At 61.3% G+C, this 26773-nt stretch carries 31 protein-coding genes and 1 tRNA gene; 17 read left to right on the forward strand and 15 right to left on the reverse strand.

Features of this window, described 5'->3' with window-relative positions; all coding sequences use genetic code 11:
- Positions 1-22: 22 nt before the first annotated feature.
- Positions 23-1441: a M20 family metallopeptidase gene (locus tag NLM33_RS23065; protein WP_254099026.1), complete on the reverse strand. Its 1419-nt coding sequence runs from the start codon at positions 1439-1441 to the stop codon at positions 23-25.
- Positions 1442-1706: 265 nt separating this feature from the next.
- Here NLM33_RS23065 and NLM33_RS23070 point away from each other — a divergent pair, with 265 nt between their 5' ends.
- From NLM33_RS23070 to NLM33_RS23080, 3 genes are all read left to right on the forward strand, one after another.
- Positions 1707-2678 (forward strand): S1C family serine protease, encoded by a 972-nt coding sequence (locus NLM33_RS23070; protein WP_254099028.1) that lies wholly within the window; start codon positions 1707-1709, stop codon positions 2676-2678.
- 50 nt (positions 2679-2728) lie between these two features.
- Positions 2729-3799, forward strand: a complete 1071-nt coding sequence (locus NLM33_RS23075; RefSeq protein ID WP_254099030.1) for a phospholipase — start codon at positions 2729-2731, stop codon at positions 3797-3799.
- A gap of 82 nt (positions 3800-3881) precedes the next feature.
- Positions 3882-4082 carry a hypothetical protein gene (locus tag NLM33_RS23080; RefSeq protein ID WP_254099032.1) on the forward strand — a complete coding sequence of 67 codons (201 nt, stop codon included), beginning with the start codon at positions 3882-3884 and terminating at the stop codon, positions 4080-4082.
- A 75-nt stretch (positions 4083-4157) separates the two neighbouring features.
- Here the strand turns inward: NLM33_RS23080 and NLM33_RS23085 are convergent, their stop codons facing one another.
- The 3 genes from NLM33_RS23085 to NLM33_RS23095 form a co-directional block, all read right to left on the reverse strand.
- Entirely contained in the window at positions 4158-4820 is a 663-nt protein-coding gene (locus tag NLM33_RS23085; protein ID WP_254099034.1) for a DsbA family protein, read from the reverse strand.
- Positions 4821-4952: 132 nt separating this feature from the next.
- On the reverse strand, positions 4953-5420 hold the full coding sequence (locus NLM33_RS23090; RefSeq protein ID WP_254099036.1) for a PaaI family thioesterase: 468 nt from the start codon (positions 5418-5420) through the stop codon (positions 4953-4955).
- A 4-nt stretch (positions 5421-5424) separates the two neighbouring features.
- Positions 5425-5850, reverse strand: coding sequence for a thioesterase family protein (locus tag NLM33_RS23095; protein ID WP_254099038.1), 426 nt, complete (start codon positions 5848-5850; stop codon positions 5425-5427).
- A gap of 99 nt (positions 5851-5949) precedes the next feature.
- On the opposite strand from NLM33_RS23095, the gene NLM33_RS23100 reads away from it, so the two are divergent.
- On the forward strand, positions 5950-6504 hold the full coding sequence (locus NLM33_RS23100) for a TetR/AcrR family transcriptional regulator (protein ID WP_254099040.1): 555 nt from the start codon (positions 5950-5952) through the stop codon (positions 6502-6504).
- 49 nt (positions 6505-6553) lie between these two features.
- Here the strand turns inward: NLM33_RS23100 and NLM33_RS23105 are convergent, their stop codons facing one another.
- Entirely contained in the window at positions 6554-7033 is a 480-nt protein-coding gene (locus NLM33_RS23105; protein WP_254099042.1) for a hypothetical protein, read from the reverse strand.
- Positions 7034-7228: 195 nt separating this feature from the next.
- Here NLM33_RS23105 and NLM33_RS23110 point away from each other — a divergent pair, with 195 nt between their 5' ends.
- Positions 7229-7498: a PsiF family protein gene (locus tag NLM33_RS23110; protein WP_254099043.1), complete on the forward strand. Its 270-nt coding sequence runs from the start codon at positions 7229-7231 to the stop codon at positions 7496-7498.
- Between the two features lie 88 nt (positions 7499-7586).
- A complete protein-coding gene (locus NLM33_RS23115) occupies positions 7587-8672 on the forward strand; it encodes an AbrB family transcriptional regulator (RefSeq protein ID WP_254099044.1) in 1086 nt (361 codons plus the stop codon).
- A 114-nt stretch (positions 8673-8786) separates the two neighbouring features.
- On the opposite strand, the gene NLM33_RS23120 is transcribed toward NLM33_RS23115, so the two are convergent.
- Entirely contained in the window at positions 8787-9329 is a 543-nt protein-coding gene (locus NLM33_RS23120; RefSeq protein WP_254099045.1) for a disulfide bond formation protein B, read from the reverse strand.
- A 154-nt stretch (positions 9330-9483) separates the two neighbouring features.
- On the opposite strand from NLM33_RS23120, the gene NLM33_RS23125 reads away from it, so the two are divergent.
- From NLM33_RS23125 to NLM33_RS23140, 4 genes are all read left to right on the forward strand, one after another.
- A tRNA-Leu gene (locus tag NLM33_RS23125) sits at positions 9484-9568 on the forward strand.
- 348 nt (positions 9569-9916) lie between these two features.
- Positions 9917-11046 (forward strand): IS3 family transposase gene (locus tag NLM33_RS23130; protein ID WP_254095161.1). Its coding sequence is split into 2 segments (ribosomal slippage): positions 9917-10169 and positions 10169-11046, totalling 1131 coding nucleotides; the frame shifts between segments, so codons are not numbered across the junction.
- Between the two features lie 121 nt (positions 11047-11167).
- A complete protein-coding gene (locus NLM33_RS23135; protein ID WP_254105858.1) occupies positions 11168-12520 on the forward strand; it encodes a site-specific integrase in 1353 nt (450 codons plus the stop codon).
- A 213-nt stretch (positions 12521-12733) separates the two neighbouring features.
- Positions 12734-13345 (forward strand): hypothetical protein, encoded by a 612-nt coding sequence (locus tag NLM33_RS23140; RefSeq protein WP_254099046.1) that lies wholly within the window; start codon positions 12734-12736, stop codon positions 13343-13345.
- Here the strand turns inward: NLM33_RS23140 and NLM33_RS23145 are convergent.
- The 4 genes from NLM33_RS23145 to NLM33_RS23160 form a co-directional block, all read right to left on the reverse strand.
- A complete protein-coding gene (locus tag NLM33_RS23145; RefSeq protein WP_254099047.1) occupies positions 13302-14558 on the reverse strand; it encodes a DUF2235 domain-containing protein in 1257 nt (418 codons plus the stop codon). The genes NLM33_RS23140 and NLM33_RS23145 overlap by 44 nt on opposite strands.
- A 14-nt stretch (positions 14559-14572) precedes the next feature.
- Positions 14573-15508 (reverse strand): hypothetical protein, encoded by a 936-nt coding sequence (locus tag NLM33_RS23150; RefSeq protein ID WP_254099048.1) that lies wholly within the window; start codon positions 15506-15508, stop codon positions 14573-14575.
- Positions 15433-16050 (reverse strand): hypothetical protein, encoded by a 618-nt coding sequence (locus tag NLM33_RS23155; RefSeq protein WP_254099050.1) that lies wholly within the window; start codon positions 16048-16050, stop codon positions 15433-15435. Before NLM33_RS23155 ends, NLM33_RS23150 begins: the two co-directional genes overlap by 76 nt.
- 67 nt (positions 16051-16117) lie before the next feature.
- Entirely contained in the window at positions 16118-16402 is a 285-nt protein-coding gene (locus NLM33_RS23160) for a hypothetical protein (RefSeq protein ID WP_254099052.1), read from the reverse strand.
- Positions 16403-17000: 598 nt separating this feature from the next.
- Here NLM33_RS23160 and NLM33_RS23170 point away from each other — a divergent pair.
- From NLM33_RS23170 to NLM33_RS23190, 5 genes are all read left to right on the forward strand, one after another.
- Entirely contained in the window at positions 17001-17081 is an 81-nt protein-coding gene (locus tag NLM33_RS23170; RefSeq protein ID WP_254105859.1) for a DUF3892 domain-containing protein, read from the forward strand.
- Positions 17082-17400: 319 nt separating this feature from the next.
- Positions 17401-17793, forward strand: coding sequence for an avidin/streptavidin family protein (locus NLM33_RS23175; RefSeq protein ID WP_254099054.1), 393 nt, complete (start codon positions 17401-17403; stop codon positions 17791-17793).
- Between the two features lie 205 nt (positions 17794-17998).
- A complete protein-coding gene (locus tag NLM33_RS23180) occupies positions 17999-18958 on the forward strand; it encodes a ComEC/Rec2 family competence protein (RefSeq protein WP_254099056.1) in 960 nt (319 codons plus the stop codon).
- A complete protein-coding gene (locus NLM33_RS23185) occupies positions 18951-19739 on the forward strand; it encodes a hypothetical protein (protein ID WP_254099058.1) in 789 nt (262 codons plus the stop codon). Before NLM33_RS23180 ends, NLM33_RS23185 begins: the two co-directional genes overlap by 8 nt.
- A gap of 41 nt (positions 19740-19780) precedes the next feature.
- Positions 19781-20494 carry a toll/interleukin-1 receptor domain-containing protein gene (locus NLM33_RS23190; RefSeq protein WP_254099060.1) on the forward strand — a complete coding sequence of 238 codons (714 nt, stop codon included), beginning with the start codon at positions 19781-19783 and terminating at the stop codon, positions 20492-20494.
- Positions 20495-20651: 157 nt separating this feature from the next.
- Here the strand turns inward: NLM33_RS23190 and NLM33_RS23195 are convergent, their stop codons facing one another.
- From NLM33_RS23195 to NLM33_RS23205, 3 genes are all read right to left on the reverse strand, one after another.
- Complete coding sequence (locus NLM33_RS23195) at positions 20652-21296, reverse strand: transposase (RefSeq protein WP_254099062.1); 645 nt, start codon at positions 21294-21296, stop codon at positions 20652-20654.
- Positions 21297-21672: 376 nt separating this feature from the next.
- Positions 21673-21921, reverse strand: a complete 249-nt coding sequence (locus NLM33_RS23200; RefSeq protein WP_254099064.1) for a hypothetical protein — start codon at positions 21919-21921, stop codon at positions 21673-21675.
- A complete protein-coding gene (locus tag NLM33_RS23205; protein WP_254099066.1) occupies positions 21918-23039 on the reverse strand; it encodes a Fic family protein in 1122 nt (373 codons plus the stop codon). The genes NLM33_RS23200 and NLM33_RS23205 overlap by 4 nt, the downstream gene beginning before the upstream one ends.
- A 440-nt stretch (positions 23040-23479) precedes the next feature.
- Between NLM33_RS23205 and NLM33_RS23210 the strand changes: the two genes are divergently transcribed.
- Entirely contained in the window at positions 23480-24085 is a 606-nt protein-coding gene (locus NLM33_RS23210) for a hypothetical protein (RefSeq protein ID WP_254099068.1), read from the forward strand.
- Between the two features lie 412 nt (positions 24086-24497).
- On the opposite strand, the gene NLM33_RS23215 is transcribed toward NLM33_RS23210, so the two are convergent.
- Complete coding sequence (locus tag NLM33_RS23215; RefSeq protein WP_254099070.1) at positions 24498-24641, reverse strand: hypothetical protein; 144 nt, start codon at positions 24639-24641, stop codon at positions 24498-24500.
- 380 nt (positions 24642-25021) lie between these two features.
- Between NLM33_RS23215 and NLM33_RS23220 the strand changes: the two genes are divergently transcribed.
- On the forward strand, positions 25022-25390 hold the full coding sequence (locus NLM33_RS23220) for a hypothetical protein (protein WP_254099072.1): 369 nt from the start codon (positions 25022-25024) through the stop codon (positions 25388-25390).
- Here the strand turns inward: NLM33_RS23220 and NLM33_RS23225 are convergent.
- Complete coding sequence (locus tag NLM33_RS23225; RefSeq protein ID WP_254099074.1) at positions 25335-26666, reverse strand: integrase arm-type DNA-binding domain-containing protein; 1332 nt, start codon at positions 26664-26666, stop codon at positions 25335-25337. The genes NLM33_RS23220 and NLM33_RS23225 overlap by 56 nt on opposite strands.
- Positions 26667-26773 lie beyond the last annotated feature (107 nt).

The raw sequence follows: 26773 nt of genomic DNA on the forward strand, positions 1-26773 counted from the left end.
GACGAAGTATCGAGATGAAATTCTACGCCACGGACATGTCCAACGGTGGCGCGACATGGTCCGGCAGCGGGCAGACATAAGGCGTCTTCGCCGTCCGCTTCGTCAGATCCGCTTTCGCGGCCTTGATCAGCTCCGGCTCCGTGAGCGCCTTGATGCCGAGACCGGCCATCGCCTTGGCGGCCTGCACCATCGCCTTGTGGGCGTGCGGGCTCTTGCCCTGCGCCACCACCTGCCAGGTGTGGAACGGCGTGCCGATTGCAACCGTTGGTGCGTGGACCTGCACGGTCGGCACCACCCAGCTCACGTCACCCACGTCGGTCGAGCCGACCAGCGGATTACGCTTGGCATCGAGCGGCACCAGGAAGTCGGCGAGCGGCCGCTCGGTCGGCTCCATGCCGATCGCGTAATAGACCGAGGAGATGTCCTTATCGGTCAGTGTGGCGCGAATCTGGCCGGCGAAATTCTCGTCGGCATCGTCGAAATGCGGCGGCCCGAGCTCTTCCATGACCCTGTGCAGCGCCTGCTCCAGCGGCGCATTGGGCAGGATGTTGGAGACGGCGGAAATGATCTTCATCTCCACCTTGGTCTCGGTCATCAGGGCCGCGCCCTGCGCGATCTTGCTCACGCGCTCGACCAGCTCGTTCATGCCGGGCAGATCGCGGGCACGAATGGAGTAGCGCACGCGGGCATGGGCCTGCACCACATTCGGCGCGATGCCGCCGGTGTCGAGCAGCGCGTAGTGCACGCGCGCGTCGCTCGGCATATGCTCGCGCATGTAGTTGACGCCGACGTTCATCAATTCGACCGCGTCGAGCGCGGAGCGACCGAGATGCGGCGAAGCCGCCGCATGCGAGGTCCGGCCGGTGAAGGTGAAATCGGCGCGCGTATTGGCGAGCGACGGTGTCACGGCGACTTCCCAGAAGCTGTGCGGATGCCAGGTGATGGCGATGTCGGCATCCTCGAACGCGCCAGAGCGCACCATGAAGGCCTTGGCCGCGCCGCCTTCCTCCGCCGGGCAGCCATAATAGCGCACGCGGCCAGGCACCTTGTGCTCGGCGAGCCAGTCCTTCACCGCGGTCGCCGCAAGCAGCGCCGCCGAACCAAGCAGATTGTGACCGCAGCCATGGCCATGGCCGCCCGTCTCGACCGGACGATGCTCGGCAACGCCCGCCTCCTGGCTGAGGCCCGGAAGCGCGTCATATTCACCAAGGAAGGCGATGACCGGACCGCCCTCGCCCCACTCGCCCATCAGCGCGGTCGGAATATCAGCGACATTCTCGGTGATGCGGAAACCCTGATGCCGCAGCTCGGCGAGATGTTCGGCGGCGGAGCGTGCCTCGGTGTAGCACACCTCCGGCGTTCCCCAGACCTTGTCGCTCAAGTCGATGAAACGCGCCTTGATCGTATCAATGCCACGCCAGATATCGCTGCGGTTGTCCATGCTTCGGTCCGTGATCTCTTGGTCAAACGAAGCGCCAATGGTTAGCAGCTTCGCTTGAGCCCGCCTAGCACCGACCGGGACACCTGCCATGCGGTCGATGCGGCACGCGAGTTGTGACACCAATTTCATCAATTCGCGTTGGCCAACTGTTCCAATGGTCTTTCAAGACAGCCCTTCGAGGCATACATTGCCCCTGCTTCGCGCCTTGATCGTTGCTGCAAATGCTGGAACGCCCAGGCCAAGAGACTCGCAAGGAGAGAACTCCATGCCCGCTCTGACCGAATGGAGAGTGCCGCCGGCACATCAGCCGCGTGCCGGCGATTACGGATTTGATCTCGACCGCGCACTCTCCTCCGTCGTCGGCCTGCATTCCATCATCCCGTCGGACGCCTTCAGCGCGGAGACGCTCGGCACCGAGCGTGCCGGCAATGGCATCGTGATCGATGACGGGCTGGTGCTGACCATCGGCTACCTCATTACCGAGGCGGAAGCGGTATGGCTGCATCTTGGCGACGGACGCGTGATGGAGGGCCATGTTCTGGGTTTCGACCAGGTCACCGGTTTCGGCCTGGTGCAAGCGCTCGGCAAGCTCGATCTCGCGCCTGTTCCGCTCGGCTCATCGGCCGCGACCGGGATCGGCGACCGCGTCGTGGTCGGCGGCGCCGGTGGGCGCACCCGCTCGGTCGCGAGCCAGATCGTTGCCAGGCAGGAATTCGCCGGCTATTGGGAATATCTGCTGGACGAGGCGATCTTCACCTACCCTGCCCATCCGAACTGGGGCGGCACGGGGCTGTTCAACGATCGCGGCGAGCTGATCGGGATCGGCTCGCTGCAGCTCGAGCGCGAGCGCGACGGCAAGGCCGAGCACGTCAACATGGTCGTACCGATCGACCTGCTCACGCCGATCCTGGACGATTTGCGTAAATTCGGCCGCGTCAACAAACCGGCACGGCCGTGGCTCGGGCTGTTTTCGACCGAGATCGATCGCCGCGTGGTGATCATCGGCATCTCCTCGAACGGGCCGGCGGCGCGCGCCGAGCTCAAGACCGGCGACGTCATCCTGGCCGTCGATGGTGAGAAAGTGACGAGCCAGACGGGCTTCTATCGCAAGCTGTGGGCGCTCGGCACGGCAGGCGTCGATGTGCCCCTGACGGTGCACCACGAAGGCGTCACCTTCGACGTGACGGTGACCTCGACCGACCGAATGAAGCTGTTGAAGGCACCAAGGCTGCACTGATCAAGCTGCACAGACAAGGCCCCACTCAAGCAGAACAGGAACGCGAGCCGATGAGCGAGGCCGTGGTGGACGACATCGTGGCCGTGCTGCCGCCACTGCTCAACGCGCTGGAGGCGCTCGGTTTCGTCGCACGGCACTTGCACCCGCCGGCCTTCGACTCCGTCATGTCCGCGATCGGCACGCCAGATGAGGCGTTGCAGGCCGCGCGGTCGCAGCTTTCCGAATGGCCTCACGCCTTCGCCGACATGCGGAGTTCGCTTGATCGGGCGTGCGAGGAAACGCTCGCCGCATTCGTTGGCCTGCGGACCGTCCAAGCCGGCAATGGCGATCTCGTCGCCGTCTTCCGCGCGATGCGTCACGTGCCGCGCGCGCAGGAAGCGCTCTATCCGCTCGCGATGAAATTTCCGCCGGTGAGCAGCTTCTTTCTCAACGCCGCAATGCGCGAGGAAGAGGATCTGCTGACCCGGCTATCAGGGGCTCCCACCGGGCAGACCGGCATCTTCCATCGCAACAACGAGCCCGGCAGCCGCGGCGGCTACTCGCTCTACGTGCCGGAATATTACACGCCCGATCGGTCCTGGCCGCTGGTGATGGCGCTGCATGGCGGCAGCGGCAATGGTCGCGGCTTCCTGTGGAGTTGGCTGCGCGACGCGCGCAGCAACGGTGCGATCCTGATCGCACCGACCGCGACAGGTCCGACCTGGGCACTGATGGGCGACGACGCCGATACGCCGAATCTGATGCGCATCCTCGAAACCGTCCGCAGCCTGTGGAATGTCGATCCGTCGCGCCTGCTTTTGACCGGCATGAGCGACGGCGGAACGTTCTGCTATGTCAGCGGGCTCGAAGCCGCCTCGCCCTTCACACACCTTGCGCCGGTCTCCGCAACCTTCCATCCGCTGATGGCAGAGATGGCAGACGGCGCGCGCTTGCAAGAGCTGCCGGTCTTCATCACCCACGGCCGGCTCGACTGGATGTTTCCCGTGCAGGTCGCACGGCAAACGCAATCAGCCCTGTCTGCCGCCGGCGCTGACGTCACCTATCGCGAGATCGATGATCTCAGCCATTGCTACCCGCGCGAGATCAACGCGGAGCTGCTGAAATGGCTGAATGGGGCGTGAACAGGTCGTCCTTATCCTCGCCGCACTGACCGGGAACTCTCGTCCGGCACTGAACGTTATTGCCGGTCACCGGAGGTTCGCTATGAAGACTTTGTTCGGAATGATCCTGGGCGCGCTGCTGCTTGGGGTAGGCGTCTACATTCACGATTCGATGCAGACGTCCGCCAATGGCGATGTCGCTGCTACCAATCGGACGATCGTGAACTGGGATGTCGCCAAGGCCGACTGGGACGCGCTGGTGGACCGCGCGCACAAGGACTGGGTGAGAATTTCGTCGAAGTAACGGCTTGCGCTCAGCAAGCCATCGACTAGGCGCCGTCGCCATCCGCGACGGCGCCTTTGCCTTGCCGAAGCGCAATCAGTTGCTCTTGCCCGCCTTCGCCTTGCGCGCGTCCGCGATCACCTGCTCGAACTCGGCCATGGTCAGCACGCCGGGCACGCGGAATTTGCCGACGATGAAGGACGGCGTGCCGCGGAAGCCGAAGGCCTCGGCCTGATCGTTGTTGCGCTTCAGGATCGCGTCGATGTCCTTGGCGCGGCCGGTCAGATCGCGCTTCAGGCGATCCATGTCGACGCCTGCGCCCGCCAGCAGCTCGTTGATGCGCGGCTCGGTCAGACGCGAATTCACACCCATCATCGCATCATGCGCCTGGTCGTACTTGTCCTGGAATTTGGCCGCGAGCGCCATCCGCGCCGCGGTCACCGAGACCGGTCCGAGGATCGGCCAGTCCTTCAGCACCAGCCGGACCTTGCCGTCGTCCTGGACGATCTGGCGCAGCTCCGGCTCGACGCGGCGGCAATAGGGACATTGATAGTCAGACCATTCGACGATGGTGATGTCGCCGTCGCGGTTGCCCATCACGGGCACGTCGGGATCGCGCAGCACGGCGGCTTCGGTCAGGATGGTATCTTCGTCGGCCGTCGCGGCGCGGCCGGGGCGGAGGCCACCTGCGAGCACCGCGCCGGCCCCAATCAGCGCAAGTGCCTCGCGACGCGTCCGTTTGCCTGTAAGTCCGATCATAAACCCGTTCCAATTCGGCCGTTCTGTGCTTCTACGGCCTGAGGCGCAGAAACGTTACGCACCAGCATATAGAGTGCCCCGCCGGTAATGACAGCCGAAAAATCCGTATGCGGGCCATCCCGCCTGCTCGGATCAGGCGGGGGAGGCGCCCTGGGCCGCGTCGCGGCGGATCAGCGCCATCAGCGTGGCAGTCATGGTCGCAACCAGCGTCGTCGCACCGTCCTGCCGGGCGAAGGCCTTGGCCTCGCAGAAAGTGAGCGTGCGGCCCGGCTTGACCACCTCGGCCCTGAAGACAAAGCCCTCACCCCGCGCCGGCGCGAGCAGGTTCGTCTTGAACTCCACGGTGAGGATGTCCGCCTCGCACGGCATCAGCGTGAAGGCGGCAACGCCGCAGGCATTGTCGAGGCCTGCGGTGATGATGCCGGCATGCACGAAGCCGTTCTGCTGGGTGAAACCGGCCGCATATCCCATCGCCAGCTCCGCCTCGCCCGGCGCAAGGCGCGCGAGCGAGATGCCGAGCGTGCGCATCGCCGGCTGGCCCTCGAACAGCCGGGCTGCGGCCGCGCGAAAATCCGGATTCTTCGGCTCGAAGGTGGCCATCGCGTCACGCCATGGCCGGCTCGGCGAGATGCCGCATCGCGGTCTCGCGGATCACGGCTTCGAACGGCGTCGATTTGCGCGCCTCCCGGTCCATGTGCACGCCGGTGATCTCGCAAGTTGCTGATATCTCGCCGGTCTCGGCGTTGGTCATGTCGTGCCGGAAGCGGATCGATTTCTCGCGGACCTCGAGCAGGATGCTGCGGATCTCGATGATGTCGCCGGCGAGCAGCTCGCGCTTGTAGGTGATGTTCTGTTGCACCGCGGCCATGCCGCGGCCGGAGGTGCGCAGATAGCTCGGCGTCAGCCCGAGGCGCGCGAACAGATTCCAATTGGCCTCATCGAACTTGCCGACATACCACATGATGTTCATGTGGCCGACATGGTCGCATTGCCACGGATAGACCGTGCCGCGATAGGTCGCCTCCTGCATCGCCGTTTCCCGCCTTTTTGATTTTGATACGGTAGCGTATCAGGGCCATGACGGGTTAGCAATACGGCACCGTATCAAACCTCGGTGAGAGGCGAATTCATGAGTGATGCCAAAGGTGATGTCTGGGTGGAGGCGACCTTCGCGGAGCTTGCCCGCACCGGGGTCGAGGGCGTGCGGGTCGAGGTGCTCGCGAAAAATCTCGGCGTCACCAAAGGCGGCTTCTACCGCCGCTTCGCCGACCGCGCCGCACTGCTTGGCGCGATGCTGGAACGCTGGCGCGAGGGGCGCACGGAAGCGATCGCGCAGCAGACGAGTCTCGACGGACAAAGCCCGCGCGAGCGGCTGAAGGCGTTGATCCAGCTTTATTCCGAACGCATGAACCCGGCCGCCATGGCGATCGAGCTTGCGATCCGGCAATGGGCGAGAGCCGACGAGACTGCGGCATCAGCGGTGGCAAGCGTCGACGCGGCGCGCCTCAAACATGTCGCGGAACTCTATCGCGCGACGGGCCTCAGCGCCGATGAGGCCGATGCGCAGGCTTTCCTGTTCTACTGCTTCGTGTTCGGCCAGAGCCTGCTCTTCGTCGAGCGCGGCCCGCGCAAGCGGGCGCAGATGATTGCGAGATCGGCCGAGAAGCTGCTCGCGAACGACTGAACGGCCGGAGCGTCGCCCCGGCCGCCGATATCGATTCAAGCCTTAAGCCTTAGGCGGCGCCCTTCAGCTTCTTGTTGCATTCCGAGTAGTAGCCACCGCCCTTCTCGATCCACTTCATGCCGCCATTGGCGTTGGTCGTCTTGTTGGCGTTGTACTGGTCGACGCAGGTGTGCAGTCGGGCCTTGCCGGCGCTCTCCTTGGCATATTTCGGATCCACCGCGCTCGGATAGATCGCGTTGCCCATCGGCATCGTCGGCGCCGGAGCGGCGGCGGGCGCGGCCTCCTTCTTCGCAGCCGCAGGCGCGGGAGCGGGAGCCGCCGGGGCCGCAGCGGTCGGCGTTGCATCGGCGCCGCACTGCGCCTTGCGGAAATCGTTCCATTTCATCGTGCCGAGCGTGCCGTCCTTCTTGGCCGCCTGATATTTCGCGCTGCATTCTTGCGTGGTCAGCGCCTGGGCCGGAACGGTTGCGAGCAGCGCGGCAAAGCCGGACGCCGCAATTGCGCAGAACAATCTTGTCTGAATGGTCATCCTTCGTCTCCTCCTTGATCTGCCCCGGGGGAAGCAAATTGGGACCACTATCCTAGCGTGTCGGCGGCATCCGACAAGGAAGCGATGCTTTTCGCGGCCAAAATTTAGTGATCGCGGCGCGCCGTCCATTCATGTGGCGTTCAGCAATGCGGGCCGACGTTCTGCCCCTCTCAATTTCAACCAAGAGTGCACCACATGACCCTCGCCTCGCGCATCGCCGTCGTCGCCCTCGCCTCCCTGTTCGCCACTGGCACCGCCTTCGCGCAGACCACGGCGCCGGCCGCCAAGAGCGATACTGCGGCCACCACGACCGACAAGAAGGCGCCGAAGCAGCACTCGGCCGAATCGCTCGAATGCTCCAAGCAGGCGGATGCCAAGGGCCTGCACGGCAAGGAGCGCAAGAAATTCCGCTCCGAGTGCATGAAGGAAGCGAAGGCCGGCACCGCCGCCCCCGCTGCGAAGTAATCCCGTCACATTCGCCCCCGGAAGCGCGCGCATTGCGGCATGACATGGCCGCAATTGTGCGCGCTTGTCCGATTTGCCATAAGGCGGTGTGAAGCAAATCACCGCCTCCGTGCCCATTGAGCCGCCCTCCCGCGCCAAGATCAGAAGCGCGGTCGAGACGCTCGTCATCGGCGCGGCCGGCGGACTGGTCTTCCTGTTCGCCAACCTGCCGGGTGGACTGATCTCCGGCGCCATGATCTCGGTCGGGATCGCCGCGATCGCCGGCCGCCCGCTCGCGGTGCCGCCGATCCTGACGCAGACCGTGCTTGTGCTGCTCGGCATCTCGCTGGGGTCCGTCGTCTCGCGTCATCTGATCCAGCAGGTCAGCGCCTATCCGCTGACGATCGGACTGCTCGCGCTTGCGACCTTCTGCTCGACCTTCGGCTCGAGCTATTACCTGCAACGCATCCATGGCTGGGACCGCACCTCGGCTTTTCTCGCCGGAAGCCCCGGCGCGCTGTCGCAGATCACGATTCTTGCGGTCGAGCGCGGCGCCGACCTGCCGGGGATCGCGGTGGTGCAGACCATGCGCGTGATCATCCTCACCGCAGCGTTGCCGATGGTCTTGGCGATTGCTGGTGTGGCGCCCTCGGCGGCGCCGTCGCTGACGACCACGATCGCCTCGCCGTTCGAGCTCCTGATCCTCGTCGTCGCTTCGCTCGCGCTATCGCTGCTGTTGCGGCTCGCCAAATTCCCCGCGAGCTGGATGTTCGGCGCGATGATCGCCTCCAGCGTGCTGCACGGGGCGGGTTGGATCGAAGGCGGCCTGCCGAACTGGATGCGGGGCGTAGCGCTGGTCGGCATCGGCGCGCTGATCGGCAGCCGTTTTGCGCGGATGAAAATCAAGACCCTGGCCGGCCACATCAACGCGGCGCTCGGGTCGTTCGCGATCGCGATTGCGATCTCCGGCATCTTCGTCGCGATCGTCGTGCTGACGACCCATGTGAAGTTTTCCGACGTCATCGTCGCGTTCGCGCCGGGCGCGATGGACGCGATGCTGGCGCTGGCGCTGACCCTGCACATCGACCCGATCTTCGTCGGCGCGCATCATCTGTCACGCTTCGTGTTCGTGACCATCGCAACCCCGGGAATCGTGCACCTGTTCGGACGCACGCAGGACGATGTGGACGATTGACGGATTCACGGTGCCGTAGGGTGGGCAGCAAAGCGAAGCGTTCCCACCTCTTCTGTCGCAATCGTGGAAATATGGTGGGCACGGCGCTTGCGCGCCTTTGCCAACCCTACGCAGCTAGCTGCGCTTCGCCGTCGTCACAAATCCCCATGCGGCGATCGCCGCCATCGCGAGCGAGATCAGCACGTTGTAGCCGGCGAGCGAGAGGCCGAGGAAGCGCCATTGCACCTCGTCACAGCGGATCACCTTCACCGTATCGAGCCGCGACAACAGATCGGAGGCCGAGCCGAGATTGACGACGGGACCGGAGCAATCGGTCGGGCCCTTCCAAAAACCCCATTCGACGCCGGCGTGATAGGTGCCGAGGCCGGCATTAGCCAGTGTCGCCAGCGCGAGCAAAGCGAGCCCGGCCAGCAGCAGCAGCCGCGGCGCGCCACCTCTCGCGGCAAGCGCCGTAAGCGCGCCGAGCGGGATCGCCAGGTAATAGGCGTAGCGCTGCTCCAGACACAGGGGACAGGGCAGGATCTCCAGCACGAGCTGGAAGAACCACGCGCCCGCGATCGTCGCGGCCGCAATCAGGGTGACGGCCGCCGAGGCCGTGAGCGCCGGATTGGCGGCGGCCGGGCGGGACGCTGGTATTGCAGCACTATTCGTCGTCACGACGGCCTCAGGGGTGAAGGGGCAAGTCTAGCCTCTAGCCTTCGCCGACGGACCTGTCGAGAACACCGAACATCACTTTGGCGCGGGTTGACCCCGCCTTTTCCATGGCTATAGTCCGCCGGCTTCGCGACGCCCAGCCACGGGCCGACCGAGGGCCCCTGTGGCGGAACTGGTAGACGCGCTCGACTCAAAATCGAGTTCCGCAAGGAGTGCTGGTTCGATTCCGGCCAGGGGCACCAACTAGGCTGTTCAAGCCAGTTCTAAAGCGTCCGCAACCGTCCGCGCAGTGCTCGGAAACCCTTGAAAAACAGGCATTTCCGCGTACATCGGTGTTCGTCACCGTTTGTTCTCATCCGATCCCAGCCGCCGGATTTGTTGGTATTTTTGTTGGTATCGGGAGAACAAACGTTCACGGTGACTTTCGCTATTTCCGAACGAAGGGAATGAGCAGATGGCCGGCAAGAACGATGGCACGAGCGCCACCCCGAAACAGATCAAGAGAGCTGGCTCCGCAAATTCGGACAGTAGCTTGAGTGGATTTTCTGCCTGAGAGCGGCGAGGCTTCTTGCCGCGAATCAGGAGCGAAGATGACGAAGAGGAGTCGCCGGACGCATTCTCCGGCATTCAAGGCAAAGGTGGCTTTGGCGGCCGTGAAGGGGGAGAAGACGTTGGCCGAGCTGGCGCAATTGTTTGATGTCCATCCGAACCAGATCACGACCTGGAAGACCCAACTCCTGGAAGGCGCCGCCGGAGTGTTTGGGCAGGACAACGGACCGGCCGAGGCGCCGGTCGATTTGAAGGCGTTACATGCCAAGATCGGCGAGCTTGCGTTGGAGAACGATTTTTTGTCCGGCGCGCTCACCAAGGCGGGCCTGCTGAGCGCAAAGCGATGATCGACCGCGACCATGATCTGTCTGTCGTGCGCCAGGCGAAGGTCCTGAACCTTGCCCGCAGTACGGTTTACTATGAACCTCGGCCGGTTTCGGCCGAGGACCTTGTCTTGATGCGCCGGCTCGATGAGCTGCACCTCGATTATCCCTTCGCAGGGGCGCGCATGCTGCGATCGCTGTTGCAGCGTGAGGGCATGCAGATTGGCCGCCGCCACGTCGCGACGCTGATGAAGCGCATGGGGATCGAGGCGATCTATCGCCGTCCGAACACGAGCAAGCCCGCACCGGGCCACAAGATCTACCCGTACCTATTGCGCGGATTGAAGATCGAGCGGCCGAACCAGGTCTGGGCAATGGACATCAGCTACATTCCGATGCGACGTGGATTCGTCTACCTCGCGGCGGTCGTCGATGTGTTCAGCCGACGGGTGTTGGTCCATCGCGTATCGATCACGATGGAGACGATATTCTGCGTCGAAGCGCTCCAGGAGGCGTTGGCGAAGCACGGCAGGCCCGAGATCTTCAACACGGATCAGGGTAGCCAGTTCACCAGCCTCGACTTCACCGGCGTGCTGCTGGACGCGAACATCGCCATCAGCATGGACGGCAAGGGTGCCTGGCGCGACAACGTGTTCGTCGAGCGGCTGTGGCGCACTGTCAAATACGAGGAAGTCTATCTGCGTGCTTACGACAGCGTGCTCGAGGCGCGAGCATCGATTTCCAAATATCTGGCGTTCTACAACCGAGGACGTCCTCACTCGAGCCTTGACGAACGCACGCCCGACGAGGCTTACTTCGGCGCGCAAACGATGGTGACGGCCGCATGATCGTCGCCAACGATTTTGCTGCGGCTCTGGTCGGGCTTACGCCCTCCCGACGCCACAGCAAAATCGTAAAGCCCCGCCTTCAGCATAACCCGGCAGGAATCCACTTAATTTTCGCGGGGCGCTGTCCAAACAACCGGGGCCAGCTCTCAAGACCGACGTCGACTGTCGAGCCGCCCGACCCAAATGCGACAAAGGCGCGTGGAGTCCCGCCAAGATTTCCGACGCGACCGGTGGTGGTCTCTATCTCTTCGTCACGCCGGACGAGAACAATCCCGGCAACGCTGCCTCCAAGCTCTGGCGAATGGGCTACCGATTCCATGGTCGGCAGAAAACGTACTCCATCGGCCCTTACGGCAACGGCAAGGGCGGCACGTTCTCACTCGCCGACGCGCGTCGCGAACGTGACAAAGCCAAAGACCTGCTCAAGGAAGGCAAAGACCCAAGCACCGAAAAGCAGCTCGACAAGCATAGGCAGTCGGCCGCCCGGCCCTTCGGGCAATGGGCCGACGAGTGGCTCGCGAAGAAGAAGGTGGAGAAAGTCAAACGCGGCAGAATTGTCGCGGTGCGCGACCCCAAGACGATCGAGGTGCTCGAGCTGCGCGTCGGCTACGTCAAGGCTCGCTTCGGCAAGTTGTGTAGGCAAGACATCAAGCGTCCAGACGTGCTCGCTTTCATGCGTTCATACGAAGTCGAGGGAAAGTTGGAAACGCGCGACCGCGTGCGCAGCATCGGTGAGCAAATCTGCGACTATGCCGATGTGGAAGGCGACGGCCACAATCCATTTCGCAACCTGAAGGGACAGATGATTGCCAACATTTCGACGCCGCGTCCCGGCGTCACCGAACCACGTGACGTGACGCGCGTCTTCAAGCTCATCAGTGCACCATGGACGAGAGCGAGGTTTGGCGACGTTGTCGGCCTTGCCTTGCGCTTCGATGCGCTGACCATTCCCCGCCCCGGCATGGTCAATGAAATGGAGTGGAGCGAGGTCGATTGGGATGCCGAACGCTGGACTATTCCAGCCGCCAAGATGAAGACTGGTTGGGACCATGTCGTGCCTTTGTCACGGCAGGCACTCGCAATTCTGCGCAGCGTTCAGAAGCTGACCGGCCATCGCCGGTATGCGTTTTCCTGCTCAAAGGACGCTCCGCTATCAAACAATACGCTCAATAAGCGCTTGCGGCTGCTTGGGATTGACACCAAGACCGATCACTGTGCCCACGGATTCCGGACCACGTTCTCGACCCTGTCTCACCACGAAGAGATCAAGGACGCCAAAGCATGGGATGGCGATGTCGTCGAGCTGCAGCTTGCGCATCTCGATAACTCTACTGTGGAAGGTCTCTACAAAAAGCACGGACCGCTCGCGCTGATCGGCTCGCGCACGAAGCTGATGCAGCACTGGGCTGATCGGATCGACCACTGGCTCGATCCCAAGAAGGTGACGCCGATCAAGGGAGGCGCGCTTGCTTGAGTCACTTAAAGGCGCTCCATCCAGGTCGCCTGCGCCGCTAGAATGGGTGGTTGCGGGGAGGCGCAACCACCGATACCGGCATTCGATTCAAGTTGCGATCTGAGGGGGGTCCCCTGCGTGTCCAAACGAAAATAGCAGACGAAAAAATCAACAAAAACAATGAATTTTGCTCGTAATTGACCAGCTTTGTCGCCGTTTGTTGGCGGGTTTTCAGTGGTTGATCGGTGGTCAGCCTCCGACCTCTCGCGCGAAAAGCAAAGTAGCTTCCTGGGGGTACTCACAGGGTTTTTCATTGCGGCGCTCGCGGCGGTAGCGACTTTCGGCAAACAGGAGATGGATGACCCGATGCCTGGCGAACCGCCTGTTCGGCTCGAGCACACGGTCAACACGGAAACCTATTTCGAGAATCTGAGCCGTCGCCGCTTTCTATCGTTCTTGTTTGGTTATATGGCCTTCCTGACACTGGTGCTCTACGTGGTCGGTTACGTCTATCTCATCACCGATAAATATTGGTTATCTGAAGCGGCTCCGAGTTGGCGACCGACCATCTTCCGGGTTTTCTGGTGCATGTACGTGTTTGCCTTGGCGAACCTGTTGTCGAACACACTTCTCGGCCTTTTCTATTTGACGGATCGAATTCATCGACCGAACCGGGTGGCTCGATGGGGGCCTCCGATGATGCCCCCCAGAACTGACTCCTTAGATCGGGGATCGCCGTTCAGGAAATTGGTGGGCTTAAGACTGCTCATTTCTTTGCCATCCGCCCTATGTCGACCAGCAGTCAACTTCCCGCAACCGGCGGCGAGCTCAAGGGCGCGGCGCTGAGTTTGTCCGCGGAGCCGGATTCGATCGCGTCATTGCCGCCGCTGTTTGGCGCTTCGAAGTATTTCTTTGCTTTGAGATGTTTTTGCAACGCGACAGGTCGGTAGGGCCCGAAGCTCGTGAAATTGCGCACCGACTTCATTGCCAGCCGCTCGTAGACGGAGGAGTGAAGTTGCGCCGTATCGGGCACCTCCCGAACCGCCTTCGCCCATCTAAGAGCAGTCCCGCCCATTCCCACCATACATTCGTCGTGCATCATGCCATCGGCCGACGGATATAATCGTAGCAAGTTCCTGTCGACGATGACTCGACCTGCCTCCGGAATCTTCTCGGTGATGAATTCCGCCATCCAAGCCAGCGTGATGTCCGACAGGCGCGACTCGTTCTCGGGATAGCTTCCGCCGATATCGGCATGATTGCCGGCAAACCAGATCTGGTCGAATTGCTCCGGCTCACCCTGCCTTTCCGGCCACTTTACGGTACCGCTTCCGCCCCAGGGTACCCGCTTGAAGTCCTTTCGGCCTTCATCGATTGATTGCAGATGCCGCGCGTATTGGATGTCGGATGGAAAATGCCGATCGTAAGCCCAGTCGGGAAAGAAGCGTTGCCAGCCAATCGCGGCGACCGCGTCCCAAATCCCGATGAAATAGGCGGAAGCCCCTGCCCCGCGCCCGACCTGTGAACAGTAGGCATCGCGAAACTGGGCTGCTCTCTTTTCCGCCTCCGCGCCTTCCCTGGGCATTCCAAGCCAGTAGATGGAGGACACCGCGTCCTTGGCGACTTTCCTCAACGAATTCGGATCCAGACTAATCGGCTGGCCATTCCGCTCCTTCGTCGGAATACCGCAGAGCTCGAGCACATGCGCGAGGCACCTGGCGGTGTAGGCGCCGCGGCTGAAACCAAATAGGTAGATGCGGTCTTCCGGCGCCCAGACGCCGACGATTGCGACGTAGCAATCGATTATCTTCTTCGTAATTCCGAATCCGAACATCTGCTGGACCGTCTCTTTCAGCCCATTCCAGCTGTTGTTATGTCCAGGCATCGGCGTCCCAATACCGGGAATGTAGAGCGCTAACTGCTTGCTCGGGTCGATCATCGATTCAGGCCCCGTGCGCGTTGCCCGATAAAGTTTGTAGACGTTTGTGCGACTCTCGTCCGGCAGGAGACCGCCTTCGTTGCCCGTGCCATCCGCGAACACCAGGATGTTCTTAGTCATTTCAGTCCCCTTTATCACGTGACGAGAGGCTCGAGCGTGGCATCTGCGACGATGATGCCGGTCGCATCGGTGAAGATGGCAGCGACGTCCCTCGCCTTCTGACGGTACGCATCGTACGTACTTTGGCCAACCAGCGGGATCGCCTCTGCCAGGCTCATCACCTGCCCCTGCTTGGCGGCCACCGCGGCAGCCTTCAGTTTCTGCTCATCGGAACGGAGACCGGAAATAGCCGCATTGAGGTCGGAAATGTTGGTCGGCGTCACCAGCTTGCCGCCGATGTAGACGAGTTGGCTAAGTCCAACGATACCCAGGATCGTGTCCGGAACAACGAACGTCGAAAGCTGATTCACGCCCGCGGCGATCAGGCCTCCGATCACGACCAATCCGAAAATGAAACTCTGATAGCGATATACATCGAAGACGCCATCGGTGGAGAAGAAGTCACGCCAGGTCGCGTTCGACGGGTCGACGATCGTCTTGGCCATCGGAAGCCAATTGCGTCGCAGTAGCCATGCCCGGTTTTCCGCCGACAGCGTGTTGCGTTGGCTATCAGTGCCCTTGGCTATGGTGGCGCCGACCCCGCTGATGCCCAGCAGCGTCAGGATCGATCCCGAGAGATCGACCAACGTCCCAGTCTGAAGCAGCAGCAACGTGATCAGAGCGGCAACCGCCAGGGAGAAGGCCAGCGTCTGGAAGGTCGAAAGGCTTCCTTTTCCATCCGTCCCCGCCGAGACCTGTGCGGGGTTCAACGCGCGGAAGAAGGATCCCAACGTGTGATCCTTCTTGCGGAGCGCGAAGGCTATCCAGATGTAGAGAACCAGCACCTCGAGAAGAACAGCACCGATGCTGAACCAATAGGGACTGAGGCGGACGCTTACGGACGAGACTCGCCATGGAGACTGCCCGACCGGACTGTTGCAGGTGTAAAGATAAAGATCGACCTGTTCCAAAACCAAGCCAGATCGTCTCCCATGTTTAGTGTGACGATGGTCTGGTCGGGCTCAAGCAGATGCTTCTTTACCAGCGTGTCCGATTCCGTCGCGCGGTGCGTGACGACGTCCTGCCTCTTGAACAGATAGGTTTCGTCTCCGTAGTCGATCCCGGCGAAATAACGGACGCCATCGACGAACGGCGCGCGCACGCCGACGTCAACGCGCTGGTTCGTGGGCAAGAAGTTCGTGGCCAGCACGATTGGTGCGCCTACCGGATTGCGACCAGATCGAAGCTCGATGGCGAACTCTCCGGGTTTTACGCACTGCTTCTGAGGATCGCTTGGCGATGCCTGAACGCTCGCAGGGGCGCCGGCCCCCGTCGACTGCGCTGACTTTTGAACCGAAGGATCGGATCGCGGCTCGCCAGATGTCGATTGCGTCGCCGAAGGGTTCTGCCCGTCGCCTTGGGCCGGTTGAGCCTGCTGCACTCTCGCTGGCGAAGAGAGAAGGGCAGTTGTCAGCGCCGCGACGCAAACAGCGAGGATGCGGGATTGAGCCATTTTTCACCGGTGGTAAGCAAACCACCAGATCATTACCCATGGTTGCTTATGCCCCGCAAGCCAACTTCTATGATTCGTTGCGCTTCTCCCCGTGTAAAGCAAGAGGTCGAACCAGGATTCGGTCAGTCGGTCTCTCGAGCTCGGCTTCGCCAATTGGCGGAGGAGTCTTGAACATGAATTCGACGGCCGGAAACATCTCATCATTGCTACCGACAAGCGCGGCGAGCGCCGCGACCTTGGCGCCCGTCGTGGGCTGACTTCGGCATGACAACAGCTTCGGATCAATGCTGCGCATCCTGATTCGATAACAATTGCTGGCGGCAAGAGGGACGATTTTGCCGGAAATCTGCATCCTGTACGTGTTAGCGGATTCAAACTCGAACAGGCCGCGCCGAAGGCACTCGCGACGGAATGCAGGTGCATCCGAGGGCGGGAGTGACATTGAATGACGGTACACCTATCTGTTCTCGCCCGAGCTGATGGGGCCCGTTGCAGGGATCTGCATTGCACGAGATTGTCGGCCTGACCAGACTTCCAATGACGAGGGAAAACCCAAGACCATCACACGCTCTCGATATTGCTGCGTGTCGCCTGAATGGCTGTCCGCCGGAAGTGCGCGGCGCATCGGCAAGGGCCCCGCGCAAGGCAAACAATTGTGCCTGCTCCGGACCTTAGCGACGTAGGTCTTTATCACCGGAAATAGCAGGATCCTCGCTCGCTCAAAAATCGTATGGAAAGTAGGCAATGGCCACTTACCGCATTGATTGTGTTCACAAGCCTAATCGGATGAGTCGGCATGAGCACATCACGGATGTCGGTGGGCCCAAGCCCGAAGGAGGAAGATGGCAGGACAAGGTGGAAAACGTTGTCCGCTTTATCGAGAACAAGCAACACAGGTTCTACACGCAAGATGGTAATTCAACCGCCTGGGTTGCCGTGCGAAAAAGCCCGTGGGACGCAAATTCATTCAGACCCACGCAGATGGTGTCTGGACTGACAATCTGCTCGCCCTCGACGAGTGCTCGACCTAGCTCAACCGCAGCAGACGCCCACAAGCGGTTTCTCGTCAATACGCGCGGGGCGATGCAATTCTCCAGCCCCGATCCGATCACAAAGATGATCCTGCGCAGACGCCAGTAAAAAACCGAGCAGCGGGCTCGGCACGCGGCCGCCAGGAACCGATGCGGGGGAGGTGCGGCGGGCTCGACGGACTTCGACTGCGTCGCGATCCAGCGCGACTTGGCGCATATGCGCCGCATTCCGTTGCCGAATGCGAGATAAGAGCAGCGATCGTCACGCCAAGTTGTACCAAACTTGATGATCTTTAAGCGACTCTTTTAGGGCTTCGATATGAAGAAACTTCTGGGACTTTTGCTGCTCGCCCAATCCTTCTTGCTTTCCGCCGAGGCCATGGCGCAGGGGCTTCCTGCTCCCTCATACTGGAAAAATGAACGAGGTTCGGAACTGCTGATTTGGTCCGCCAATAGCGGCGCAATACAAGGGATTTTCACAAACCATGCTCAAGGGTTTGCTTGCCAGGGTCTCCCTTATCCTGCATCGGGAGCCTTTAGTCCAACCGGCTTGTATTTTGTTGTTACTTTTGCCCAGTGCAATTCCTTTACCCGCTGGGTTGGAAAAATTCAGGGGTCTCACATGCCAACGTCTTGGACGCTGTTCTACGTTGATAAGAAAGGTAAGCCTAGCAAGTTGAAGGGCGCGGATATATTCACGCGGCTCTGGTAGTTTTCAATCTTCTTGCAACGCCGCGACCTTCAATTGGAAAATCGCTCTCGCGACGTTTGCATTGCGAAGCGGCGCGTGACGCTGAGCCCGACGCTCGAGGGCCCAGCGGCGCGGCGCATTTAGGCCTATTCTCCGCTCTCATAGAAGAGCTCGAGCGGCAGGCCGACCAGCGCCTTAACCGAGCGGCCGGACGAAGGAGTGCGCCTTGCCCTACGAGATTGATTTTCTCCGTCCCGGTGATAGCAGCGGTGACGCCATCATTGTGAAGTGGGGCGAGACCAAGGAAAGCGGATTTTGGCTGAACGTTGTCGATGGCGGCTTCACCGACACCGGCGACCAGATCATCGAGCACATCGAGAAGTTTCACGCTAAAGACGCCAAGATCGCCAACGTGGTCCTTTCGCACGCCGATAACGACCATGCCCCGGGCCTCATCAAGGTGCTGGAACACGAGACGTTCACCATTTCGACCCTCTGGATGAACAAGCCCTGGGATTACGTCGATGAAGTCATCGACAAATTCCACGGCGCCTACACTCGCGAGGGGCTCATCAAGAAGATGCGCGAGATGCATCCGTACTTGGTCGAGATGGAGAAGATCGCCAACAGGCGCGGCATCGCAATCAAGGCGCCATTGCAAGGCTCGCAGATCGGCGCGTTCACGGTTCTCGCACCCAGTCGCGCACGCTACGTCGCGCTGATCCCCGATCTCGACAACAACCCGCCGGCTACCTCGGCCTCCAACGAGACCTCGGTGGTGCAGTGGGCTTCCTTCGGCAACAAGCGCGTGCTGCTCACTGCCGATGTCGGCCCCGAAGGACTCGCTGAGGCGGCCGACTACGCCGAGCAGATCAGCCTGCTGATCCAGCCTACGCTGGTGCAGATTCCTCACCACGGCAGCCGCCGCAACGTGACGCCCGCGGTGCTCAATCGCTGGCTTGGCAAATACCCCGCCGACAATCAGGGGAGCGCCATCGCGTCGGTAGGGAAGAATGCCGACATTTACCCGCGCAAGAAGGTCGTCAATTCCTTCACGCGCCGCGGCTACCACGTCTACGCCACGCACGATGGCTGGATCAACTTCACCTACGGATACGACAACCGGCGCGGTATGAAGGACGCTGACGTCATTCCGTTCACCTCAGACGTCGAAGACGATGATTAAAGTGCTCCCGAAGTTCGACAAGTATACCCTCTACGCCCGTCTCTTCCCGGCAGTCATCGCAGCAGCCCCTGCCATCGCGTTGGTCTGGGCGGTGATTGCGAGCAAGGAGGTGATGTTGGTGCAGGCCATTGCAGGCACCGCCCTGGCCGTGCTGCTGATGGTGTTCGCCGACGTCGCCAGAAGGAGAGGCAAGGCCATAGAGCCGCGCCTGATCGAGCAGATGGGCGGCCTGCCAAGCGTCACGATGCTGCGACACCGCGACACGACGTTTGACGCAGCGACCAAAGCCAGGATGCATACGTTCGTGGCCGAAAAGCTGGCAGAGCCAGCGCCGGCAGCAGAACAGGAGGTCGCCGCCCCTGAAGCCGCGGACGACTTTTACATGCGCGCCGGCAATTGGCTGCGCGAGAATACGCGCAGCAAGAAGAAGTTCGACATTCTGTTCAACGAAAACATCACTTATGGCTACCGGCGCAATCTGTTTGCGCTCAAATGGCCGGCCTTGATCCTGAACGTCCTGATCGTCATCGGCAGCGCCGCCTACCTGTGGCTTCAGCAAGGCCCACTTGATCTGCTGCCCGTTTTTGTGATCGCGTTCCTGCACGCAGCCTATTTGACGATCTTCTCAACCCCTTCGGCCGTCGAAGAGGCGTCCCGCATCTACGCGCGCCAGCTACTGCTAAGCTCGGAATCGGCAGAACTTCGGAAGTCGCCGCCGGCGGCCGCCAAACCGCGCACTCGCAAGAAGAAAACTGAAGAGCCTGGTGCTCTCGCGACCTAGATCGTGAACCCTATCAACCAAATGATCGAGAATGGTGGAAAATGGCTAGATGCACAGCACCAGTAGAAGGCCATCGGTCAGCGAGCGCTGCAGCGAACTGCCCTGCATGCCGTGGCCGCTATCGCGGCTTCAGGTCGTCCCCGTCCTATACGCCATCCTTTTCCCCGACCTACACACCGTCCTACTCCTCGTCGGGGAGCAGCGGGGGCGGCCGAAGCAGCGGCGGCGGGTCTGGCAGCCGCGTAAGGGCGAGATGGTCGCGACCCGGTTCGTCCGTGATGTACACGCCGACCGAGGTGCGGGAGCTCACGCCGGTCCGCGAGGCCGTCGAGAAGCAAGCATCCCTTGACCTTCGGGACGTCTTTCTTTGCCATGCGTGGGACGACCGGCAGGGGGCAGCCAAACAATTGCACGATCTGCTTGAGGCACGTGGTGTCAAAGTATGGTTCAGCGAAAAGGACATTGGCCTCGGCGTGCCATTACTCCGCGCCATCGACAAGGGTCTAGCGAACTCGCGGATTGGGATCGTATTGGTGACCCCTGCGTTGCTGCAACGCCTCCCAAAAGAAGGCATCGCCGACAAAGAACTTTCGGTACTCCTCGCTGGTGCGCGTCTCGTTCCCGTTGTGCATCAGACGACGTATGAAGCTCTCCGGGAAGTCAGCCCTATGCTCGCCTCGCGAACCGGCCTCGACACTGCAGAAGAGACAATGGCGGGCGTCGCAGCCAAGCTCGCTGAGCTGGTCGCTATCTAGCTCTATTGCCGGGTTGGCCGGCCCCACGTCGCACTATTTCACTGGCAGAGGTATCCTTTTTAGATATTGCTACCGATAGTATGGAGCGACAAACAGGGGTTCTTCCGCATATTTGGTGCAGGTCCCTTTTGCTTTTCATCGTGCGCATCATGCATCGTCAGGCGGCTGCAAGTAGCTTGTTTCTGAGCAGTGCATATCCTGAACGCCCATACATTTGGCGCTTGATCGTCTTGGGACGATTGATCTGTCCCTCGACGGGGCTGGTGCTCCATGGTTGGGTGATGGCTGCGCGGACAGCTGCAATGTCGCAGCCGATGCCTTGTGCAAGCGAGGCCAGTTCGCTGGTCGAAGCATCCTCGATCCATTGATCGAGACCCGCGTCATCGTCGCCCCGTATCAATGCCGCAAGCCGTCGAGCGAGCTCACCGGCATTCGAAAGCTCCGGCGCATTCTCATAGAGATGATGAAGGAACCGCTCGGTCTGCTCATCGAGCGATGTAGGCTCTTTGCTCGGGAGCCATGCACAGTTGCGGCGCGAGGGCAGTCGCCACCGCACATTTGGCGCAGCCGTCGATGAACCCTGCTGGCGGGCAGCAGTCCACCGGTAGACGGTCGCTTTGCTGCCTTCAAAGCTGCGGAGCTTGATTTCGGTCCACAATTGCAAACCGTGCCGTTCACCTTCCTCCCAGCGCTTTTCCAGATAATCTCGAAAAGGATCAATGAGGACAGAGTCCGCGGGTGGCCGCCGGTGCTCAGGCTCACCGCCCGCATCAAGCCACCGTTCGACCGTCCTCACGCTCATGCCGATCCGCGGCACGATCCCGCGCGGCGACAGGCCGGCGGCGCGCAAATCGAGGATGGCGGAGATGGCCGGGGTTTCGGTGCGCCCGGCCTCCTCCGCTGGCACCTGGCACATCATTGGGTTGTTGTGCCCTCGTGCCTCAGCAGCGCTTTCTCCGCAGGAACGAACAATAACCCGTTCGCTTGCTCGCTGCGCCAGGATTTAAGCCGACGTTGAAGCGTCATCGGTGCCTCCGCCGCTACCCACCGAATTCTCCAATTTTGCAGCTTCTCCGCAACCGACGGCACCTCCGACCGCAGAAGCGCTTGCACAAGATGAAGCCGACGCACCGCTGAACGCCTACGCCAAGGCGCGCAATTTGCGTCTCTATCGCCAATTAAACGGCGCCTATTACTTCGTCAACCTCGGACCCGGCGACACGTTGGTACGCAATCCGGCTGATCCATGCAGCCACGATTTCTCGCGCGAAGAGGTCATTCGCTATCTCGGCCAGATGCCCGATCGATCGCCTGAGATTGAGCGAGGACGCAACACTTGCTGAAATCCATTCAGCGATTCGAGATGGCCGGTCCGCCTCGTTCGAGAAGATGACGGCCATCGTCGAAGCGCCGTAAGCGAAGCTCATTGCGCCGGGCCTTCATCATCCAGCTTCAAGTGGTAGCGCGTGTGTCTGAGTTCACCAGTTCGGGTGAGAGCACCTTTCGCGACCAGGTCCTGAAGGTCACGTGTCGCCGTTGCGCGAGGAGCCTTGGTGATGCTGATGTAGTTTTCGGCGCTCAAGCCGCCCTTGAATCCATCGATGCCCTCTTTGAACATGCGGGCAATGGCCTTCTCCTGGCGGGCGTTGAATTGCCCGCGCAGACGCTCATAGAGCTTCGTCTTCGCAATATAGAAGTCGACGCGCTTATTGGTGTTCTCCTGCGCTTCGAGGACTGTGTTACCGAAGTACATCAGCCAATCGGTTGTCTCCATGTCCTTGTTGTTGTGTTCAAGAGCCTCGTAATAGGCTTTCCTCTTGCGTTCGATCGTATGGGCCAACGCGATGAGCGTTGGCTGGCCGAGATTTTGCGCCAGCGACTTTTCTGCGAGCGCACGTGCAATTCTGCCGTTTCCGTCCTCAAAGGGATGAATGCTGACGAAGTACAAATGAGCGATGGCGGAGCGCGTGATCGCCGGCAACGGGTGAGCGCCGTCGGGTCCGGTGTCGTTGAACCACTCGACAAAGGCGGCCATCTGTTTCGTCATGGTTTCGGAAGGCGGCGCCTCAAAGTGAGCCTTGCGCTGACCGACGGCCCCGGAGACCACCTGCATGGGTTCGGGATGAGTGCGGTAAGCCCCGATCGTCTTGATGGTGCGGTCTCCGCTCATCAACATGCCGTGCCACCCGAACATGGTCTCGTCGGCCAGGGGCTTCGAGAAGTTGAGGTACAGGTCGACCATCATTTGCGCGATGCCGCGCTCGGCAGGAGGCACGCCGGCTTGCTGCTCGCCGAGGCCGAACTGGTGCCGCAACGATGACTGAACGCTGTCACGGTTGAGGATTTCGCCCTCGATTTCTGAGGTCTTCAAGGCCTCATCGCTGATGAGTTCGATGCGCAGGTTCTCCTGGTCGTCCGGGCTGACATGCTTGAACGCGCCGATGAACTCCCCTGAGCGTAGCAGGAATTCCGCCTCCAGCGGCTCTAGGGCGGTCGCGTCATAGGTAAAGCGGGGCCAGGTCGGCTCCTCCCAGTTCCAGGCCATGAGTTATAGGGCTCCTCTCTATAACTCATATTGGCGTCTTAAGTGAGCTATAGCAAGCTCCCCTATAGCTCATCCGGACCCTCTGCGGAATAACGCCTGACCGGTCCGACCTGACCAGTTGTGTGCGAGTCCTTCCCGGAGCAGCGGCGAGCTGCGCAGTATTGGGGTGAGCCAAAACCAACCTCGTCTCCCCCTTCGGGCCGCAATCCCTCACGCAAGGTCCAATTCACGTCCTGCCGTTCAAGCCCTGCCTTCGGCACCCCAGCTGGCAAGGGGCTTGAACGCCAAGCCGTGACCGGTCGGGCTCGGCATGGCTTGAGCCGTTGTTACGGAAGGCCGCTCCTTGGCCCCTTCCCCAACAGATTGACACGTCACGCTGGGATCAACGCGGACCGGCCCATTCCGGGCCGGCTGTGCCAATGTGGTGTACGGAGATCGTCATGAACAAGCTCGTCACTCTGCCAATCGTTGATGCGGCGCTGATCGTACCGACGGATGACAAGGCAGTGCGCCTCGCGAGAGAGGTGCAGGACACCGAAAAGCGCGTGCGCCTGAGCGGCGTGGCGCGGAACTTGCTGGAGCGCGACGGACTTTCAGAGAGCGCCTATGCTGCTCTTTGTGAGCTTAATGTGCTTGCCGGGAAACTGACCAAATCAAGGCCGACGACAGTGGCAGGCCTCCTCGCCAAGGCCAACGCGGCTCAGCTTCTCGATGGTTACGGAGAAGGCTTCTCCGCGGAAATCCAGAAGGAACTCGCTCGCGACGTACTGCGGCTGCTTGCGCCAGGCTCTGCAGCCCATATCTCGGCCGAACTCTCGATCCGGCATGGTTCTCGGCGAACCAGCGCTATCGCTGAAGCCGTCTCAGAATATCGGCTCGCTGTACGCGCGGAGGCCAGAGCGCGGCAGGCCCTTGAGCAGACTGGTGGAGGAGCATCCGGAGTTGGAGGACGTACGCCCGGCGGTCGCCGCAGGCATCCGGGACTGCAAACCGATCTTCGTTCGCTGCCTTGCCGACTGGCATATGTGTTTTGGTACTCAGCATGATAGCGAGTGGCCGAAACTCAGCCGGGCGCTCGATGAAGCCAGACCTGCCCATGCACTTGCGCGCAAACGCGTGGGCATCACGAAGGCCGCAATTGCAGCCTACGAGGCCGGACGCGCCACCGCCCGTGCGTTTGAGAAGATATGCAGCCTGAAGCCGGAGACGCCTCATGAAATGAAGGCATACGCAGGCGCCATTGTCCGGCATATGGAAAGGGAGGAAAAAAGGAGCCGATCAGCAACACCTACCCTTATTCGGATGACCGTGACCATCGGGCCTGGAAAGGCCGTCGGCATTACGCCATGTACACGGCATTGCGCATCCTCAATCACCTTGCCCGCGGACAGAAGCCCGCAAGTGATCCAACTCTTGCTGAGGCTGCGCTTGTATGTGCAGCCTCTCATTCCTTGTCTCTTAGTCAATGATCGCCGTTCCGCTCTTGGCGAAGCGGGCGCGGGCGTTTCTCTTTAAGAGCTGGTAGGCCGTCATGATGGTGCCATCCTTCACGACGAGCCGCTTGCCGACGAGACGGCGGAAGCTGTGCAGGACCTTCTTCAAGCGGTGCTCGGCCTCCCGGTAGCCTCCCTCCTAGACGAGATAGCCGTCATCGAGTTGAGTGCCCATTAGGACGATCAGATCAGCGTCTCTTGGCATGATGCCGCGCTACGGCATGCGCGTCGCCGCATGCTTTGTGATGGTGAGCGTGTTCATGGCGTTGCCTTCTTTGCGCCGCTCGTGAGCTTCGATCTGTGCGTGCACAAATGCATCGGCCTGCACCCACGCACCGCGACCCGTTGTGTTGCCGACAACGCCGGGTCGGTTCGTCCTATTTGTACGCCACAGCTACCTAGCAGCCATACCTGCGCACTTGATTTCTTTCTTGCTGGAGCAGCCTACGATCTTATTGCGTCAGACCCGCAGTCGTTTGGGGCGGAGGCATGCGCGGCAAGGACGAAATGGCTCAGATCGGGGCACTAGGGTCGCCAAATGGTCGGAAGATGCCGGACGCCACGAAGCGCCATCGCAAGAACCGTGGCATGCCACCGCCCGCGAGCTTCGATATCGATACGCTACCGGGCAGCTCTAATTTGACGGCATTAGAGGCGGCCGCGGTCATCCGACGCACACCCGGAGCGCTGGAGCAGTGGCGGCGCGATCCGAACCACCCGCTGAAATGGCGCTACGTCGACGGCCGCCCGCTCTATCGTGTCGATGCGGTGCGCGACTATCTGGCCAAGTGCGATAAGGCGACTAAGACGCCTCAGCCGCATAATGCTCACGTAGACGGTCGAGCAGCTCGGCCTTGATCGGGTCAAGCGGATTCGTCCGCTGCAGGCGCACGATTTTGCCGACCCGTCTTGCGCCTACCAACTCCGCAATATAGTCGTGAGCCGCTTCGAACGCCATCTTGCGGATGATCCACTGTTCGTCGTGATTGTAGACCTGATCGATTCCGCTTGGCTTTTGCCCAACACACAGCCGCTGGATTTCGTTGTCATAGCCACAGCGTGACATGATGGTGCGTAAGCTGCGCCTTAGGTCATGCATGGTGAACTTGGCGACGCTCGCCTCCTTGACCAGTCGGTTGACCATCTTGGTGAAGCCGGACATCTGGCCGCCGGTCTTTGGTGACGGGAAGACATAGTCGGAGGTTGCCCGCTGGAAATGTTTTGCGGCCGTGAGCACCTCGTCAACCAGGTGAGTGCGCGGGACGTCGTGGTGTAGCCCCATCTTGGTCCATGCCGCATCGAAGGTGATGCGGTCGTCCATGATGTGCTTTTGCCACTCGATGATGGTCGGCTCGCTCCGGCGCGCGCCGCCGAGCAAGCACATCCTTGTCAGGAGCCCAAAGGTGCCGAGCTTGCCGGACGCTTGCCAAACCCTGATGATTTCTTCATCGCTCAGTGCGCGGCCCTTCGTTCGGCGTCCCACTCTTTGCGCACGAGTTTCCTTGGGCTCGCGATAGCCAGCGAGCACATTGTGGTCGACGTAGCCCTCGCCGACGCACCATTCGAGGAACGTGTGGGTGTGCTTGCGCAGGTCCTTGGCCGCGCCGCGCTTGCCGGTCTTTGCGACGCGGTCGACTGCCGCCATGATTTGCCGCCGCGTCAAGTCGCCCACGCCGATTTCGGCCTGCTGCTTGAGTCCGCGCCGCAGTGCCGACATGGCTGGCTTCCAGTTGACGACCTGACGTCCGGTCAAGGACGTCTGGTAGGGACCATCTTCGACGATGAGGTCCGCCAGGATGGTGCGTTGCTTCTCGGTTGCCTGTTGCCGCCTCGCCTCGCGTTTCGCATCGTTGGGGTCCGTGCCCTTGACCACCTCGCCGGCGGCGATGGTGGCAGCCTTGCGCGCGGCCTTCTCATTGTACTTCGGCCACGGGCCAAGGGTCTTGCGCTGGGTCCCCCTCACCCCCGGCTTGGTGAAGAGGTAGACCCAGGTCCGGCCGCCGGTGGCGCGCATGCGCAGGGCGAGGCCGGGCAGCTTGTCGTCGTGGAGATAATGCTGAGTCTTGCCGAGTGGCAACGTGGCGTTGCGGATCACTGCATCGGTGAGTGTTAGCTGGTTGGTCGGCTCTGGCATGACTCTTTCCCCGCCTTTTGTGCCCCGGTGTACCCCGCGAGGGGAAAATCGCGCCCTATCAGAACCGGCCCTCCAAGCTTCACTGTGTGCCCCAAAAAGGAAGGACC

The organism is Bradyrhizobium sp. CCGUVB1N3 (assembly GCF_024199925.1).
Taxonomy (GTDB): Bacteria; Pseudomonadota; Alphaproteobacteria; order Rhizobiales; family Xanthobacteraceae; genus Bradyrhizobium.